This is a genomic window from Micromonospora eburnea, from assembly GCF_900090225.1.
Lineage (GTDB): Bacteria > Actinomycetota > Actinomycetes > Mycobacteriales > Micromonosporaceae > Micromonospora > Micromonospora eburnea.
Map to the genome: position 1 here is coordinate 2221978 of NZ_FMHY01000002.1, position 13815 is coordinate 2235792.

At 67.5% G+C, this 13815-nt stretch carries 17 protein-coding genes; 14 read left to right on the plus strand and 3 right to left on the minus strand.

Annotation, left to right across the window (positions count from 1 at the left end; translation table 11 throughout):
- Positions 1-54: 54 nt before the first annotated feature.
- The 4 genes from GA0070604_RS10490 to GA0070604_RS10500 all read left to right on the plus strand — a co-directional run bounded on the left by GA0070604_RS10490 (position 55) and on the right by GA0070604_RS10500 (position 2359).
- Complete coding sequence (locus GA0070604_RS10490) at positions 55-729, plus strand: DUF6891 domain-containing protein (RefSeq protein ID WP_141721260.1); 675 nt, start codon at positions 55-57, stop codon at positions 727-729.
- Between the two features lie 78 nt (positions 730-807).
- Positions 808-957, plus strand: a complete 150-nt coding sequence (locus tag GA0070604_RS32310) for a hypothetical protein (protein WP_167363419.1) — start codon at positions 808-810, stop codon at positions 955-957.
- A gap of 272 nt (positions 958-1229) precedes the next feature.
- Positions 1230-1799 carry an RNA polymerase sigma factor gene (locus tag GA0070604_RS10495; protein WP_167363420.1) on the plus strand — a complete coding sequence of 190 codons (570 nt, stop codon included), beginning with the start codon at positions 1230-1232 and terminating at the stop codon, positions 1797-1799.
- Positions 1796-2359 (plus strand): hypothetical protein, encoded by a 564-nt coding sequence (locus tag GA0070604_RS10500; protein WP_091117777.1) that lies wholly within the window; start codon positions 1796-1798, stop codon positions 2357-2359. Before GA0070604_RS10495 ends, GA0070604_RS10500 begins: the two co-directional genes overlap by 4 nt.
- A gap of 456 nt (positions 2360-2815) precedes the next feature.
- Here GA0070604_RS10500 and GA0070604_RS10505 read toward each other — a convergent pair whose 3' ends face one another.
- Positions 2816-3436 carry a hypothetical protein gene (locus tag GA0070604_RS10505; protein WP_091117780.1) on the minus strand — a complete coding sequence of 207 codons (621 nt, stop codon included), beginning with the start codon at positions 3434-3436 and terminating at the stop codon, positions 2816-2818.
- Positions 3437-3772: 336 nt separating this feature from the next.
- Here GA0070604_RS10505 and GA0070604_RS31725 point away from each other — a divergent pair, with 336 nt between their 5' ends.
- From GA0070604_RS31725 to GA0070604_RS34250, 5 genes are all read left to right on the plus strand, one after another.
- Complete coding sequence (locus tag GA0070604_RS31725) at positions 3773-4090, plus strand: hypothetical protein (RefSeq protein ID WP_141721261.1); 318 nt, start codon at positions 3773-3775, stop codon at positions 4088-4090.
- Between the two features lie 331 nt (positions 4091-4421).
- Positions 4422-4859 carry a hypothetical protein gene (locus GA0070604_RS32930; protein ID WP_141721262.1) on the plus strand — a complete coding sequence of 146 codons (438 nt, stop codon included), beginning with the start codon at positions 4422-4424 and terminating at the stop codon, positions 4857-4859.
- A 285-nt stretch (positions 4860-5144) separates the two neighbouring features.
- Positions 5145-5663 (plus strand): RNA polymerase sigma factor, encoded by a 519-nt coding sequence (locus GA0070604_RS10515; RefSeq protein ID WP_091117782.1) that lies wholly within the window; start codon positions 5145-5147, stop codon positions 5661-5663.
- A complete protein-coding gene (locus tag GA0070604_RS10520) occupies positions 5660-6115 on the plus strand; it encodes a hypothetical protein (RefSeq protein WP_091117783.1) in 456 nt (151 codons plus the stop codon). Before GA0070604_RS10515 ends, GA0070604_RS10520 begins: the two co-directional genes overlap by 4 nt.
- A gap of 162 nt (positions 6116-6277) precedes the next feature.
- Entirely contained in the window at positions 6278-6748 is a 471-nt protein-coding gene (locus tag GA0070604_RS34250; protein ID WP_377594152.1) for an SAM-dependent methyltransferase, read from the plus strand.
- A 246-nt stretch (positions 6749-6994) separates the two neighbouring features.
- On the opposite strand, the gene GA0070604_RS10530 is transcribed toward GA0070604_RS34250, so the two are convergent.
- A complete protein-coding gene (locus GA0070604_RS10530) occupies positions 6995-7570 on the minus strand; it encodes a TetR/AcrR family transcriptional regulator (RefSeq protein WP_091117784.1) in 576 nt (191 codons plus the stop codon).
- 85 nt (positions 7571-7655) lie between these two features.
- On the opposite strand from GA0070604_RS10530, the gene GA0070604_RS10535 reads away from it, so the two are divergent.
- Positions 7656-8288, plus strand: coding sequence for an NAD(P)-dependent oxidoreductase (locus tag GA0070604_RS10535; RefSeq protein WP_091117785.1), 633 nt, complete (start codon positions 7656-7658; stop codon positions 8286-8288).
- Between the two features lie 2 nt (positions 8289-8290).
- Complete coding sequence (locus GA0070604_RS10540) at positions 8291-9088, plus strand: SGNH/GDSL hydrolase family protein (protein WP_091117786.1); 798 nt, start codon at positions 8291-8293, stop codon at positions 9086-9088.
- A 658-nt stretch (positions 9089-9746) separates the two neighbouring features.
- Here the strand turns inward: GA0070604_RS10540 and GA0070604_RS10550 are convergent.
- Positions 9747-10655 carry an RNA polymerase sigma-70 factor gene (locus tag GA0070604_RS10550; RefSeq protein ID WP_208602007.1) on the minus strand — a complete coding sequence of 303 codons (909 nt, stop codon included), beginning with the start codon at positions 10653-10655 and terminating at the stop codon, positions 9747-9749.
- 261 nt (positions 10656-10916) lie between these two features.
- On the opposite strand from GA0070604_RS10550, the gene GA0070604_RS10555 reads away from it, so the two are divergent.
- The 3 genes from GA0070604_RS10555 to GA0070604_RS10565 all read left to right on the plus strand — a co-directional run bounded on the left by GA0070604_RS10555 (position 10917) and on the right by GA0070604_RS10565 (position 13752).
- The gene (locus GA0070604_RS10555; protein ID WP_091117789.1) at positions 10917-11378 is read left to right on the plus strand and encodes a carboxymuconolactone decarboxylase family protein; all 462 of its coding nucleotides are present in this window, start codon (positions 10917-10919) and stop codon (positions 11376-11378) included.
- Positions 11379-11393: 15 nt separating this feature from the next.
- Positions 11394-12152 carry an SDR family oxidoreductase gene (locus GA0070604_RS10560; protein ID WP_091117790.1) on the plus strand — a complete coding sequence of 253 codons (759 nt, stop codon included), beginning with the start codon at positions 11394-11396 and terminating at the stop codon, positions 12150-12152.
- 109 nt (positions 12153-12261) lie between these two features.
- On the plus strand, positions 12262-13752 hold the full coding sequence (locus tag GA0070604_RS10565; RefSeq protein WP_091117791.1) for an MFS transporter: 1491 nt from the start codon (positions 12262-12264) through the stop codon (positions 13750-13752).
- The last annotated feature ends 63 nt before the right edge of the window (positions 13753-13815 follow it).

Consider the following 13815-nt stretch of genomic DNA (forward strand, 5'->3'; position numbering starts at 1 on the left):
TCGTGGATCGTTATGGGGCTCGGGCTGTCACAGGTTGGTGAAAAGATCTTTGCCGTGAGCGGATGGATCTACAACGATCGCCCTGCGGGCGTCAGGTTCCTGGCCGAGCGGATCGCGGAGCCGGGTCGCGGGGAGATTGAGGACGAGATCTGGGATTGGGTCGTGCGAGGCGAGGACGACGCCGACGAGTTCGTGGACTTCTTCGACGTGGACGAGCAGCGCCACGGCGCCACTGATGAAGAACTCAGGGCGGCGTACGAGAAGGCGCTGGCCGCTCGGCGGGAGCAGCAGCGTGAGTGGGGTGAGGTGCGGAGCAACCTCACCCGCGCCTTTGCTGAGCTCAACGAGCTCGGCGTGTTGGCCAGGGAGAACTTCAGCTGCTGTGGCACCTGCGCGGCAGCCGAGATCCACGACGAGCGGGACGACTCCCGGCACTGGCACGGGTACCTCTGGTACCACCAGCAGGACACGGAGTCGCTGCTCGCGAGCGAGGATGGCGAGGTCTACCTCGGCTACGGCGCCTATCCGCCAGCGGACTTCGACGAGGTCGCCTATGCCGCCCTGCCAGAGGCCGAGCAGCAGGCCCGCTACCAGGCCGACCTGGAACGCCTACTGGACGAGATCGTATTTCCGGTGCTCCGCAAGTACGGGATGCGGGTGGAGTGGAACCGCGAGCAGTCCAGGCGGATCCGGGTGACCGGCGCCCAGTGGTATGCGCCGTTGATCTGAGGGGGTGGCTCGTGACTTCTATCCGTTTTGCGGGCGGCTGATCTTGCGGGCAAGTACCCGACCTAGCCCCGACCGCCGATGCGCGCCCGCCACGCCCTCGGCGACGCAGACGGTATCCGCATCCTCCTGCGTGCCCTGACCAGAGCCCTCGCCGACCTCGACGCCGAACCACAAGAAGCGACCATCACACTCGCCAACCAGGTTCGCAGTAGCTTCGCCAAGAAGTGAAACCGGCCTGGCGAAGATCGCCCACGTGCCCAGGTGGGTGCACAGGCCGGAGGATGGCAACCGCTCAACGGAGGCGGGCCGCATTTCAGGGATGACCCGGGCCAACGAACCGGCGTCTCGTAACGGCGGGTCAGCCAGGCAGGTCCGAGCCGTACGCCGCGCATCCGCTGGCTGAACTGAACGAGCACGAGAGTAGGGGATCTGCGCGTTGCCGGTAAGAATTCGGCTGCGCGGCGACAAGTATGGGCGTGAGACCACCACCTGGAGGTTCGGTGCCGAACGCGCAGCGGACGAATGCAGACGGTCAGCGTCTGACCGACCTGTTCCGTCAACATGGGGACGCCGTATTCGCCTACGCCAGGGATCGGCTGGGCCCTGAGGACGCCCGAGATGTCGTCGCCGAGGTGTTCGCCGTGGCGTGGCGGCGTCTGGAGAGCATCAAGCACGGCCAGGAGCGGCCGTGGCTGTTCGGGGTGGCACGGCGGCTGATGATGCAACAGTGGCGCGACCGCGCGGGACAGACGGCCTTGCACGTCCGCCTGCATTGCCAGGCCGGCCCCGGAGACGGCGAGCATTTCGCCCCGGCCGCCGTCCAGCGGGCCGACGTGTTGGCGGCGCTGGATGCGCTGCCGGAAGGCGACCGGGAGGTGCTGCTGCTGCGCTACTGGTACGACTTCAGCGGTCGTGAGTCGGCAGGGGTGCTGGGCTGTACTGCGGCGGCGTTCGCCGTCCGACTGCACCGGGCACGTCGCCGGTTCGAGCAGGTCTACGGGCGGCGATCCGGTGAGCCGAAGCCGTCAGCCACGGGCAGTGTGCCGGCGTACACGAGGGGGCTTCAGTGAAGCGGCACGACAGCGTTACCGAGGAACTCATCAGGCAGGCCCGGCCCGACGATCGGGTGAGCTTCACGACAAGCGCGCAGGGAGAGGCACTGGTCGCTCGGATCCTCGACACGCCGCGACAGCCGCGGCGCCGGTCGCGGAGAAAGGCGGCGGGCATCGCGGGTGTGGTCGTGGTTGGTGCCTTGTTCGCTGGTGGCGCCACCGCGGCGATTGGCGGTTATCACGCGCCTACCGCCCCGCCCGAGGCGCAGCCCGCGAATGGCGATGCCTTCGTGTGCGCCACGGAGGGGATGCATCGGATGGGCGACACCACGGCCAGGGAGGGCGAGACCCCGGTCGACGCGTGCCGGAGAACGTGGCACCGTATCTTCAGCCTCGACGCTCCGACCCACCTGTACGCGTGTGTGCAGCGGGTAAAGGCGAGCCCATCCCCGGGAGGCAGCGTTTCCCCGTCACCGGAGTGGGGAAGGCTCGTTTACGTCATCGACGGCCAGCAATTCAAGAACGCGCCTGAGACGTGCGGTTCGGTCGGTATGCTCGTAGCGCCTAACGGGAACTGAATGCGTGCGCCGGGGGAGAATGCACTCCCCCGGCGCACGATGTCTATTTGTCCTGCGAGTAGTTGGGCTTTCGCGGGGAAGGTGCTCTACCGCAGACGTGAACGCCGTCGATCATGTCGTTCGGGCTGCCGGGTCCGCCGTCGTTTCGCGTGTCCAGAGTCGGGTTCGATCGGAAGTTACCAGGCGCGACCGTCACGATTCTGCTCCACACGCTTGTCGGTTCCGGCGTGTCCGTGAGACCCTGCTCAGGATGGCGGCGTCGACGGTTGTTGATGTCGCGGTGACACCGTCTTCGTATGCCGGCAGCATTGAGCGTGTCAATGGCGAGTCATCTGAGGTGCGGTTCCGGCGCGGGGACGGCGAGGAGGCCGTCTGCGGCTTGGACCGGCTGTCGGTTGATGCGATACTCGTGGGCCGACCGGTTTGGCAGTTTCATTGGTGCAAAGGCCGGCCGTTCTATTCGGGCTGGTACTGATCGGCGACCACCTTGCCTGGGTTGTCCTGCCGTGCGACGCCGGCGATGCCCAGAAATATGCCCCATGCGGCTAGCAGCACCGCGACGAGTGTGTTCCACCAGCTCGGTGTGAGCCAGGGGAACGAACCCACGATGAACACCACCGCGGCGGCGATGCCCACTGCTCTTCCACGGGGTCCACTGCTCGTCGACCAGGTGAGCATCACCGCGGCGACGGCGAAGCCCAGTAGCGCCAAATGAAGGGCGCCGAACATCGAGCTAATGAGCAGAGCCAACACGTCAGGGGACAGGTGAATCCCAAATACCGGGTATACCAGGCGACCGACGACGAGCAGAAGCACCAGGAGAGCGACGAGAGCGACAGCAAGGGCGGTCACTCCGATGTTGATCCGCGCCGAACGATCGGCTCTGCGAGCGCCGAAGAGTCCACGTGCGCCGGCTCCCCAGCTCACGATCGCGAAGAACAGCAACTCATCACCCCACGACAGCAGCGACTTACCGCTGTCGACCCACGCCGTCATGTCGGCTGCCTCGGACGGCACGCCCGGGAGCAGCGAGAGGAGGAGAAGCGCAACGCCGGCGAGCAACGCGCCTGCGGCCACCAGAAATCCATGTACGCGTTCGGCAGGTGGCCTCGTGGTTGGTCTCATCGTCGCTCAGCCTAAACGGCCCATTATCCCACTGTCGCTCGGCCCAGCGAGACTCGCACTGGGCCACTCGGTGGATCCGGAAGACCGGCACAGGGGGTGCGATTGATTGAGAGCCGGCGGGACGTGGCCCGCATCAGCGGCAGGAAGGGCCGCGGCATCTCCGACGTCGAGTCCAGCGATAGTTGACCTTCTGTGACTGTTCAGACCTCACCCACGGCGGCGTCCGATGGTGAAAGAAACGCGGTCTGTGGTCTGCGACCGGATCGCGGTCCCGCTCAAGGGGTTGAAGTGACGACGATGGCGGAGCCTGCGACGACGATCACCGGGGACGGGTCGCGCGACAGAACGCTGCTGCTGTCGGCGGCCGGGGTGCCGTTGGGCACGCTCGCCTTTGTTGGCGACGAGTTGCCGAAAGCGGCAGGCCACATCGTGCTGACGCTGACCAGCAATGAATTCGCCTGGGGTGCAGCCGCGCTGGTGGCGGGATACCTGGTTCGTCGCGCGCGCCGAGCGCCGATGGTGGCGACCGCGTTCGGTGGCTCGGGCTGCGGGTTTCTGGCAGTTGGATGTAATCGCAGCACTTGGCGTGACGCCACACCGTCGTAGACATGTCGGACATGGGACGCTGGGCCGGGCGTTGGACGGATTGATGCCGTTACCTGGGGCTTCGACCACGAGCCTGGACCCAATGGCGCGACCAACGACCAGGCTGGTGTTAAGGATAGTCACGCACGTCGATGGGGCGCGCGCCTTATCTGCGGCAGATCCGGATGCGGAGCCTCGGCTACGTAGCTACCCAGAGTGGCGCGAACAAGGCGAGCCCGTTGATCTCCTTACTGATGGCCGAAGAGCTGATTTACGAACCTCCGCCCTGACGCACCCTGACTACGGCGGACCGCCTCGCTTCGTCGAGGCCGATAAGGGATTGGCGGGGCTGGTGGCAGGCACGGAAACGAAGGACCCGCCAAGCGAAGCGACGCAGAGCAGGGGCGACTTCTGGCTTTCCACTGCCCTGTCGGCCGGCTTTGTCTTAATTTGCGGTGGAGCATGCCACCTGCTGGGCTGGTGGTGGGCTGCCCAGCGGCTCTACCCGGCTGCTGGGGCGATCCTTCTCGTGCGGCTTCTGGAACGGCTCGGGCGACATGTCCAGCGTCGGCGAAGCATCCAGAGGACCGGCTCCCGCCGTGTCCTAGGTGGTTGGCTCGTCGGCACGCTCCTGGCCCTCATGGCGATGCTTTCGATCATGCGCTATGCGGATGATGACGCTTGGGGTGTGATTGTTCTAGTAGCCGTGGCGCTCGTCTTTTTTGGATGCGTGGTCGCCGCGACTCTAGAGGCCGAGCGAATCGAGCAAGACCGAGCCACCTTCCGCTGATTCCTCGCCGCTCAGTCATGTGGTGTGCTGGTCAGCCGCTCATCTCGGTAGTTCAGGATGCCCGCTCGGTTCAGAGGCCAGCTACCCGCGGTGACCGCTCTTGATCGGTCACCATGCACGGACGGCGGCAGATGCGTGCGCCTTCCCACGAGTCGCCTCGTGGAGCCCCGGTGAGGCCGCCGCACAGCGGCATCTTCCGCTCAGTGGCGACGCGGTTCGGAGGCCCCTGAACGAGAAGTGAACCTGCACGGCGGGGGCCGCGACTGAACAGGCGAAGGAGGGCAGATGGCCGATGAGTTGTTGGTGGTTCGCTGCCAGTTGGGCGAACGTGACGCCTTCGCTGAGTTGATACGGGCATGGCATCCGGCGATCGAGCGGTACGTCGGGCGGATGCTGACCGGGCCCGACGACGATGTGGTGCAAGAGGTCTGGCTGGCGGTCTTCAAGGGGCTGCCGCGGCTGCGGCAGCCGGGCCGGTTCGCCCCCTGGCTCTTCGCCATCGCTCGCCGGGCTGTGATGAACCGACTGCGTGACGTCTATGCCCGCCCGGAGCCCGAGTTGGTCGACGACGTGCCGGGCGCCGACGAGGCGGAAGCGGTGGTCGATCGGGAGACGCTCGGTGGCGCGTTGGCGGCGCTTCCGGTCCGGGAACGGGAGGTGCTGCTGCTGTTCTATTTCGAGGATCTGCCGCTGGACCTGTGCGCACAGATTTGCGCTGTTCCGGTCGGCACCATCAAGTCGCGGCTTAACCGGGCACGGAAGTTGTTGCGCCGCGAGTTGGCGCGGAAGGGGTACGAAGCATGACGCCCGAAGACCTGCTCAAGCGGCTCGACGCACCGTTGTCGCTGCGTAAGAGGGTCGGATACGTGACGCTAGCGCTTACCGGGCTCGCCGGCAGCGGCCTGATCGGGCTGCTGTGGGCTACCGAGCCCGGGCTGCCACCACGGACGACGGTGGCGCTCGCGGTACTGGCGGCGATCGGACTGTGCTGGGCGGCTCTCGGCGGCTGGGCCGTGACCCGCAGGACGCCGATGTTCGCTCAGGATCGCGTCGTCGCCGGCTGGCTCGGACTGGGCGCCTGGCTGCTGTTCACCGTCGGTGCGCTGGTCATTACCACCCTGCGGCACAAGCTCGAGCCGTCGTTGCTCGTCGTGGTATTAGCGTTGGGCGTCCTGGCCATCGCTAATCTACGCACCGCCCGCCGTACGCGGGCGGACCTGCTACACCGCAAGGAACAGTTGAGCCAGCTTCCATGAGCCGCGAGCCACGCCCCCATCGGCTGAGCGTGCATCCGGAGCTTTGCCGGCGCAGATGCGGACGCCTCGAACACCGCGCGAGGCAGCAGAGAAGGCTGCAAGGGGAACTGCGATCACTGTGTTTGCTGCCGCGCACGCGTAGGCGAGTCGTCGCTTATCCTTATGGCCGTGCCGGGATCTCTGTCGCCCCGCCTCGCCTCGATCGTGAACGCGCTTCCCCTTCAGCCGCACTCCCGCGTCCTCGAAATCGGATGCGGGCACGGGGCGGCCGCACGAGCGGTCGCAACCCGACTCACCACCGGCCACATCTTGGCCATCGACCGGTCTGCCACTGCTTTCGCCCAGGCAGAGGCCGCCGCAGTGGACGAGATCAGGTCCGGCCGCATGAGCCTCCGCCGCATTGCGGCCGAGGACTTCGTCCTGCAGACCCAGGAAGAGCCGTACGAGATCATATTCGCCGTCCGCGTTGGCGCCCTCGACGGGCGCCACCCGAGACTGGTCAGCGGGTGCTGCAGCGTATCGCCGGGGCGACCAAGGCAGACGCTCGGCTCTTCATCGACGGCGGCGATCCGCTTCGTGAGCTACCCATTCCGCGGCCCTGAGCCGAACGAAGGGGCTCGGCGGTCGATGTAGCGACGCAGCGGCCGGGCCTCCCTGCCCCAGCTGACCAGCGCTACATCGACGCCTTGGACGGGTATGCGTCCACGGCAACCCCGACACACTGTCATCGGCAGGAGCGGATGCCGAACCGGGTCACCACCCGTAACGTTGCGTAGCGTGCGGATCGCGGCAGATGCGGATGCCGCGTAAGCCTGTTGTGACGGTCGTTTGCCACGAAAAGGCAGACGGCGGCCAACAGCGGTGTCTACAGCGGTGGGGTTATAGCAGTGGGCGGACGGCGGCCCGGGCCAACGCCTCGGCGGATGCGCGCGGGGCGGCGGCTGCGGCCGGTCCTTGGGAGTAGTAGCGCAGGAACGCTTCGTGGAAGCATGCGCCGATCAGTAAGGACGCGGTTGCGTCCGGGTCTGCGTCGGGGTTGATGCGTTCGATGGCCTGCTCGGCTCGGAGGTAGTTGGCGAAGATGGCGACCGCCTTGTCAGGGCCGCCGCGGTGCCGGTTCATCGCCACCCGGTGTGCTGCCATGCGCTGCGGGTCGGCGAGGAGCGCGCCCAGCATGGGAATCGATTGCTGGTAGAAGTCCAAGACCGCGTGCGCGAGTTCGGCGAGGTTGTTCTCGACGTCGCCGATGCCTGGCCGGACCGAAATCCGGGACAGGCCGGGCAGCCTCTCCTTGAGGACGGCGAGCAGCAGTTGCTCCTTGTCGTCGAAGTACTTGTAGAGCGTGGGCTCCGAGACCTTCGACGCCTGCGCGATCTCCTTTGTCGTGGCCAGCGCAACTCCGCGTGTCCGCAGGATCTGCTCGGCCGCGTCGAGGATCCGTTCCCGAGTGCTCATGCCGCCCTCGTCTCATCGGTTGACAGGTTAGTGATTACTAGCCCAGTACGGGGGCTAGTAATCACTAACCCCTTGGAGGGCATGCATGCGCCTCACCGTCTTTGGCGCCACCGGCGGCACCGGACAACACGTCGTGCTCCAGGCGCTCGCCGCCGGCCATCACGTCACCGCTGTCGTGCGTGACCCGGCCCGCCTGCCGCAGGTCGACCACCCACGACTCGAACCGGTGACCGCCGACGCCATGAACCCCGACGCGATCCGGCCAGCCGTGACCGGCCAGGACGCGGTGGTATCAGCGTTGGGCCCGCGCGCCAGAACGAACGCCTCGGTGTGCGCCGACGGCGCCTCCGCGATCATCACCGCGATGCGCGCCGCAGGCACCCGGCGCCTGATCGTCGTCACCGCCAGCGGACACGTCGTCGACGCCGGCGACGGCCCATTCACCCGCACCGTGGTCAAGCCAATGCTGCGGCGCTACCTCCGGGAGGGATTCGCCGACTTCGCCCGCACCGAGCAGGCCGTCCGCGACAGCGACCTGGACTGGACGATCATGCGACCGCCGCGCCTCACCGACGGCAAGCACCGCCCCTATCGCACCGCCATCGACCGCAACGTCCGCGGCGGCATCACCATCGCCCGCGTCGATCTCGCCCACGCCATCCTCGCCGCACTGAACAACCCGACCACCGCCGGCCACACCATCTCGCTGGGGTACTGACCATGAAGAAACGAATCATCATCACCCTCAGCCTGCTGCTCGTCGGCGTACTCGGCGCCGCAGGCGCCGTCGGATACCTCGCCTTCGTCCGGCCACCCGCTAACCCGCCAGCCGAAGCCTGCGCCGACGGCCGCAAGCCAGACGCGCGTCCCACCGTCGTCGCGGCCGGCTCCAGCTCGACCCAGGGCACGCTCGGCGCCGACTGGGTGGCCGCACTTCGCGAACGGCCCGAATACCGCGAGTACGAGTTCGTCAACGCCGGCATCAACGGCAACACCAGCACCGACCTGCGCCAGCGAGTCGATACCGACATCGTCGCGTGCCGCCCCACCGCGGTCACGATCCTGATCGGCGGAAACGACCTGCGCGATGGCGTACCGCTGGATCAGTACCGGGACAACCTCGGCGCGATCGTCGACCGTGTCAAGTCCCGCACCGGCGCCCGAATAGCGTTGATGTCCCTGCCGCCGATCGGCGAGGACCTGGACGCCGAGCTCAACCAGAAACTCGGCGCACACAACACCGTGATCAAAGAGATCGCGACCCGCACCCAGGTCGACTACCTGCCCGTACACGAGCGGCTGGCCGACCTCCTCCGGCAGCGCGGCGGCGACCCCGCACCATACGACTTCAGCTTCCTGCTGGCCTTCGGCGCGGCGACCCAGCACTACCTGTTCGGCCAAAGCTGGGACGAGGTCGCCCGCAACGGCGGACGCGAACTGCACGTCGACCACATCCACCTCAACGACCGAGGCGGCGCAATCATCACCGAACTCGCTGCTCAATGGCTGGCCACCTAGGAACCGAAAAGGATCGATACGCGATTCGTTCGTAATCTCGAACAGCTCCACCGATCATGAAGGCGCCCGCTGCCCACTCGCGACCGAGATCTGGTCAGACCGTTGTTCTCCCGTGCCTCCGGACGGCCGAGCACAGTGCAGACCGAGATAGACGTCGCATTCTCGCGAGCCCATCACGTCGGCCAGGCGCCAACACCCGCATACCGAGTCAGCCAGCACCATCAAGATCACGTGCACGCTCACCGGCAGATCCGTCCAACTGCGCCGGGCAAACGGGTGTAGTGCTCGGCGGCGAGGTCGAGATGTCCGGCCCGTTCGTCTGGGCGGGTACGCACCGCGTCGAGCCGGTGAAGGTTGCCGAGCCGCGTCGCGATCTCCTCGACGGCGGCTCAGCCCGGCATGTGGGCCGTCGAGCTCGCCGACCGCGATCGCGGCTGAGCGCGGCAACGGGCAAGCTGGGCTACGAAGGCGCTGGCCAGGGCATCACGAAATGCGGCTGCGTCATCCTCACCGGCGGTTGCCGCACCCTGCGTCAGAGCACCGCCAGCCCCCGCGGAACCGGCGACATCGTCCGCGTCGCCTTGCACCTCACCCACTTCGAATACCGATACCTACCCGAATCTTGTTGGGATCACGTTGTTGGGTCTTGTCGCCGCCGCTACTGCCGGCGCTGCCGGTCTCGCGATGCTCGGCGGGTCACGGCGGTTTCCCGCTGCATACGCGACAGCTTTTCGGGATTGCGCACATGGTAGGCGCCGGTGACCTGGCCGTTCTCCACTCGCACCGCCAGCACACCGTCGATTTCGCCGTCAACTCGGACGAGCAGCCCCGGGCGACCATTGATCTGCACCAGCTCGACCGACCTTTCTGCGTCGCGTCTCCACCAGCCAGCGGCCAGGAGGCGAGCAACGTTGTCGATCCCGACGACGGGCCGCAGCAAAGCATGCTTGACGCCGCCGCCATCGCTTAGGGCGACGACGTTCGGCGCGAGGATGTCGAGCAGGCTCTGCAGATCGCCGGTTTCGACCGCCCGCTGGAAAGCCTGGAGCGCGGCTCGGTGCTCGGCAGGGGAGCCGGTGCCGCGGGGCCGGCGCGCAGCGACGTGTGCCCGTGCCCGGCGGGCGATCTGACGTACCGTAGCCGGAGCCTTGCTCACGGCTTCGGCGATCTCGTCGTAGTCCAGATCGAACACCTCGCGCAGCACGAACACCGCCCGCTCGGTCGGCGTGAGCGTCTCCATCACCAGCAGCATCGCCATCGAGACGCTGTCGGCCAGTTCGACGTCCTCGGCCACATCCGGCGAGGTCAGCAGCGGCTCGGGTAGCCACGGCCCAACATAGGACTCCTTACGCCGGCCCAGCGTCCGCAGCCGTTTCAGCGCCTGCCTGGTGGTGATCCGGATCAGGAACGCGCGCTGGTCCAGCACCGTGCCCAGGTCGACGCCCACCCACCGCAGCCAGGTCTCCTGTAGCACATCCTCGGCGTCGGCGGCGGAGCCGAGCATCTCGTAGGCGAGGGTGAACAGCAGGTTGCGGTGGGCGACGAACGCTTCGGTGGCCGCGTCCATGCGACTGCCAGGAGCTGTGGCCGTCGGTTGCTCAGTTCGTTCGCTCATCGCTGGTTCCTGCCTGTTCGTTCGCGACCGTGCCATATCCATGCGATCCCGGTCCCCGCCGCTGCGTGACACCGACCAGCGGTGGGCTGTGTCACATGGGTTTCGGCGTCACAAGGAGCGGGGCGCCGGGATCTCTTGCTCGTAATGACGCAACACCGCGAGTAAGGAAGTCCCAGCATGCCCACATCCACGACGACCAACCTCCGGTCGCGCATGCCCAACCCTCTCCCGTTCGTCCCCGAGATGGCGGTGGTCGGCGAAGGCCTGCACAAGGTCATCAAGAACGGCTCGGTTCCGCAGGTCACCATCCACCTGCTGCAGTTGCGCGCCGGGCAGATGCTCGGCAGCACGTACTTCACCATCCGGGAGACCGGCAACCTCCGCAGGATCGGGGAGTCGGAGGAGCGCATCACTGCCGTGGCTACCTGGCGGGACGCCACCTACTTCACCGACGCCGAACGGGTCGCGCTGGAGCTGGTGGAGGCCGTCCTGACCCCGAACCCATCCGGGGAGCGAGTCCCCGACGAGCTGTACGCCAAGGCGTCCGCGCACTACGACAACAAGGCGCTCTGGACGCTCATCATGGCGATCGCCCACATCGGCTTCTTCACCCCCGCCGCACTCATCGCCAAGCCGATCCCCGGCATGCCCCCCGGCCAGAACTACAGCGAATAAGAAGGGCACTACAGCATGAGCATCACCAGGTTTGCGGTGGCAGGGGCAACCGGGCGGCTGGGCCGACACGTCGTCGACGTCCTGACACAGAGGGGACACCAGGTCGTGCCGATGTCCCGGGCCACCGGCGTGGACATCATCACCGGTGACGGTCTCGCCGAGGCCCTCACCGGGGTCGAGGCCATCATTGACGTCGCCTCGTGGCACTCCTCCGACCAGGAGGCGGCGACGGAGTTCTTCCGCACGTCGGCCCGTAATCTGCATGAGGCGGGTCGGAAGGCGGGGGTCGTCCAGATCGCCATGGCGTCCATCATCGGCGTCGACAAGGCCACCGCCGGTTTCGTCGCCGCCAAGAAGGTGCACGAGGAACTCCTCCTGTCCGGCCCGTTGCCCGTCCGCATCCTGCGGGCCGCGCAGTTCCACGAGTTCGTCGGTCAGCTCCTGGACTGGCAGCAGGGCGACGTCGCCTACATCCCGGCCCTGCCCACCCAACTCGTGGCCTGCCGCACCGTGGCCGAGGCACTGGTCGACCTTGCCCTCGAGTCCGACGCCCCCGCCCCTGGAGAACCGATCCCCGAGATCGCCGGGCCCCGTAAGGAGACCATGTCGGAGGCGGCCCAACTCCTCGGCGCCCGCCGAGGCATCAAGGTCGTCGGCGTCGACGGCTCCGGCATGCCCGATGCCGAGATCGCCGCCGACGGCGGGTTCCTGCCTAGCCCGCACGCCAAGCTCGCCGGACCCACCTTCCGGGAATGGCTCGGCACCCAACCCTGACCCGGCTGGAGCCGGCCGCGCGGGCGGCCGGCTCACCGGCCTCGGCACCGAACGGCCGCGGAATCGATTTCGCGGCGCGCGACACCACCAACAAGTGAGGACGAGGGGTATGGCAAACACGAAGGCGCAGGCTCCGGCGGTCACGTCGCGCCGCTGGGCCGCGCTGTTCTTCATCGGGCTGGGCCAGCTCATGATCATTCTGGACGCGACCGTCGTCAACATCGCGCTGCCGTCGCTCCAGCGCGACCTGGGGATTTCCGACGGCGATCGGCAGTGGATCCTGACCGGGTACACGCTGGCGTTCGGTAGCCTGCTGTTGCTCGGCGGTCGGATCGCCGACTACACGGGCCGCAAGCGGGCCTTCCTGGTCGGGCTGCTCGGCTTCACCGCGGCGTCGGCGCTCGGCGGCGCGGCGACCAACTTCGAGATGCTGTTGAGCGCCCGCGTTTTGCAAGGCGCGTTCGGGGCACTGCTCGGGCCGTCCGCGCTGTCCTTGCTGACGGTGACGTTCACCCAGCCGAGGGACCGTGCCAAGGCCTTCGGGATCTGGGGCGCCATCTCAGCAGCGGGCGGCGCGGTCGGGCTGCTTGCCGGCGGGGCACTGACCGACTACCTGGACTGGCGCTGGTGCCTCTATGTCAACATCCCGATGGCGCTGATCGCGGCGATCGGCGGGTACGCGGTGCTCGCCGAGTCGCGGCGCGCGGGCAAGGCCCGCTTCGACATCGCCGGCGTGCTGCTGGTGACCGGCGGGCTGGTCGCGATCGTGTACGCCACCAGCCAGGCCGAGTCCGCCGGCTGGGGCTCGGCGAAGGCCACCGGCCTGCTGGCCGCCGGCGCGGTGCTGCTCGCCGCCTTCGCCCTCGTGGAGAGCCGGGTACGGCAGCCGCTGCTGCCGCTGCGGGTCATCGCCGACCGGACCCGCGCCGGCGCCTACCTGTCCGTCGGCTTGGCCGTCATCGGAATGTTCGGGGCGTTCCTCTTCATGACCTACTACCTGCAGATCGTCAAGGGATACTCGCCGATCAGGACGGGCGTGGCCTTCCTCCCGATGGTCACGGCGGTCCTGATATCGGCCGGCGGCCTCGCCACCCGGTTGCTGCCCAAGCTCCCGCCGCGGACGCTGATCGTGCCCGGCATGCTCATCAGCTGCTGCGGCATGCTGTGGATGCTCACCCTCGACACCGGCACCGGCTATGCCGGCGGCGTACTGGTCGCGCAGCTTCTGCTCGGCTTCGGCGCGGGCATGATCATGCCGGTGGCCCTCAACTACGCCACCCACGGCATCGACCGAGGCGACTCGGGCGTGGCCTCGGCCAGCTTCAACACCGCGCAGCAGATCGGCAGCTCGATCGGCACAGCGCTGCTCAACACCATCGCCACCAGCGCGACCGTGGACTACCTGGCCTCGCACGGCTCGGGCCCGGCCATCGCCAGGCAAGCCATGGTGGAGGGCTTCGGGGCGGCCAGTGTCTGGGCCGCAGGGATCATCGCGGCTGGCGCGCTGATCATCGCCGTACTGATGAATGCCCCACGTCCCGGGCACCACGACGCCGCCGAGGGCACCGAGAGCACCGAGCCGCTGCTCGTACCCGCCTGACGGCCCATCCGCCGAGTGCCGACACCGCACCCACCCGGCATCCGACCACCAAGGAGAGATCCC

What these genes read in the sequence shown, in the direction of transcription:
- GA0070604_RS10555 (WP_091117789.1), top strand. Translation starts at nt 10,917, where the DNA reads ATGCCCAACCCTCTCCCGTTCGTCCCCGAGATGGCGGTGGTCGGCGAA.
- GA0070604_RS32310 (WP_167363419.1), top strand. Translation starts at nt 808, where the DNA reads ATGCGCGCCCGCCACGCCCTCGGCGACGCAGACGGTATCCGCATCCTC.
- GA0070604_RS10565 (WP_091117791.1), top strand. Translation starts at nt 12,262, where the DNA reads ATGGCAAACACGAAGGCGCAGGCTCCGGCGGTCACGTCGCGCCGCTGG.
- GA0070604_RS10520 (WP_091117783.1), top strand. Translation starts at nt 5,660, where the DNA reads ATGACGCCCGAAGACCTGCTCAAGCGGCTCGACGCACCGTTGTCGCTG.
- GA0070604_RS10530 (WP_091117784.1), bottom strand. Translation starts at nt 7,570, where the DNA reads ATGAGCACTCGGGAACGGATCCTCGACGCGGCCGAGCAGATCCTGCGG.
- GA0070604_RS10515 (WP_091117782.1), top strand. Translation starts at nt 5,145, where the DNA reads ATGGCCGATGAGTTGTTGGTGGTTCGCTGCCAGTTGGGCGAACGTGAC.
- GA0070604_RS10550 (WP_208602007.1), bottom strand. Translation starts at nt 10,655, where the DNA reads ATGGACGCGGCCACCGAAGCGTTCGTCGCCCACCGCAACCTGCTGTTC.
- GA0070604_RS34250 (WP_377594152.1), top strand. Translation starts at nt 6,278, where the DNA reads ATGGCCGTGCCGGGATCTCTGTCGCCCCGCCTCGCCTCGATCGTGAAC.
- GA0070604_RS10535 (WP_091117785.1), top strand. Translation starts at nt 7,656, where the DNA reads ATGCGCCTCACCGTCTTTGGCGCCACCGGCGGCACCGGACAACACGTC.
- GA0070604_RS10540 (WP_091117786.1), top strand. Translation starts at nt 8,291, where the DNA reads ATGAAGAAACGAATCATCATCACCCTCAGCCTGCTGCTCGTCGGCGTA.
- GA0070604_RS10560 (WP_091117790.1), top strand. Translation starts at nt 11,394, where the DNA reads ATGAGCATCACCAGGTTTGCGGTGGCAGGGGCAACCGGGCGGCTGGGC.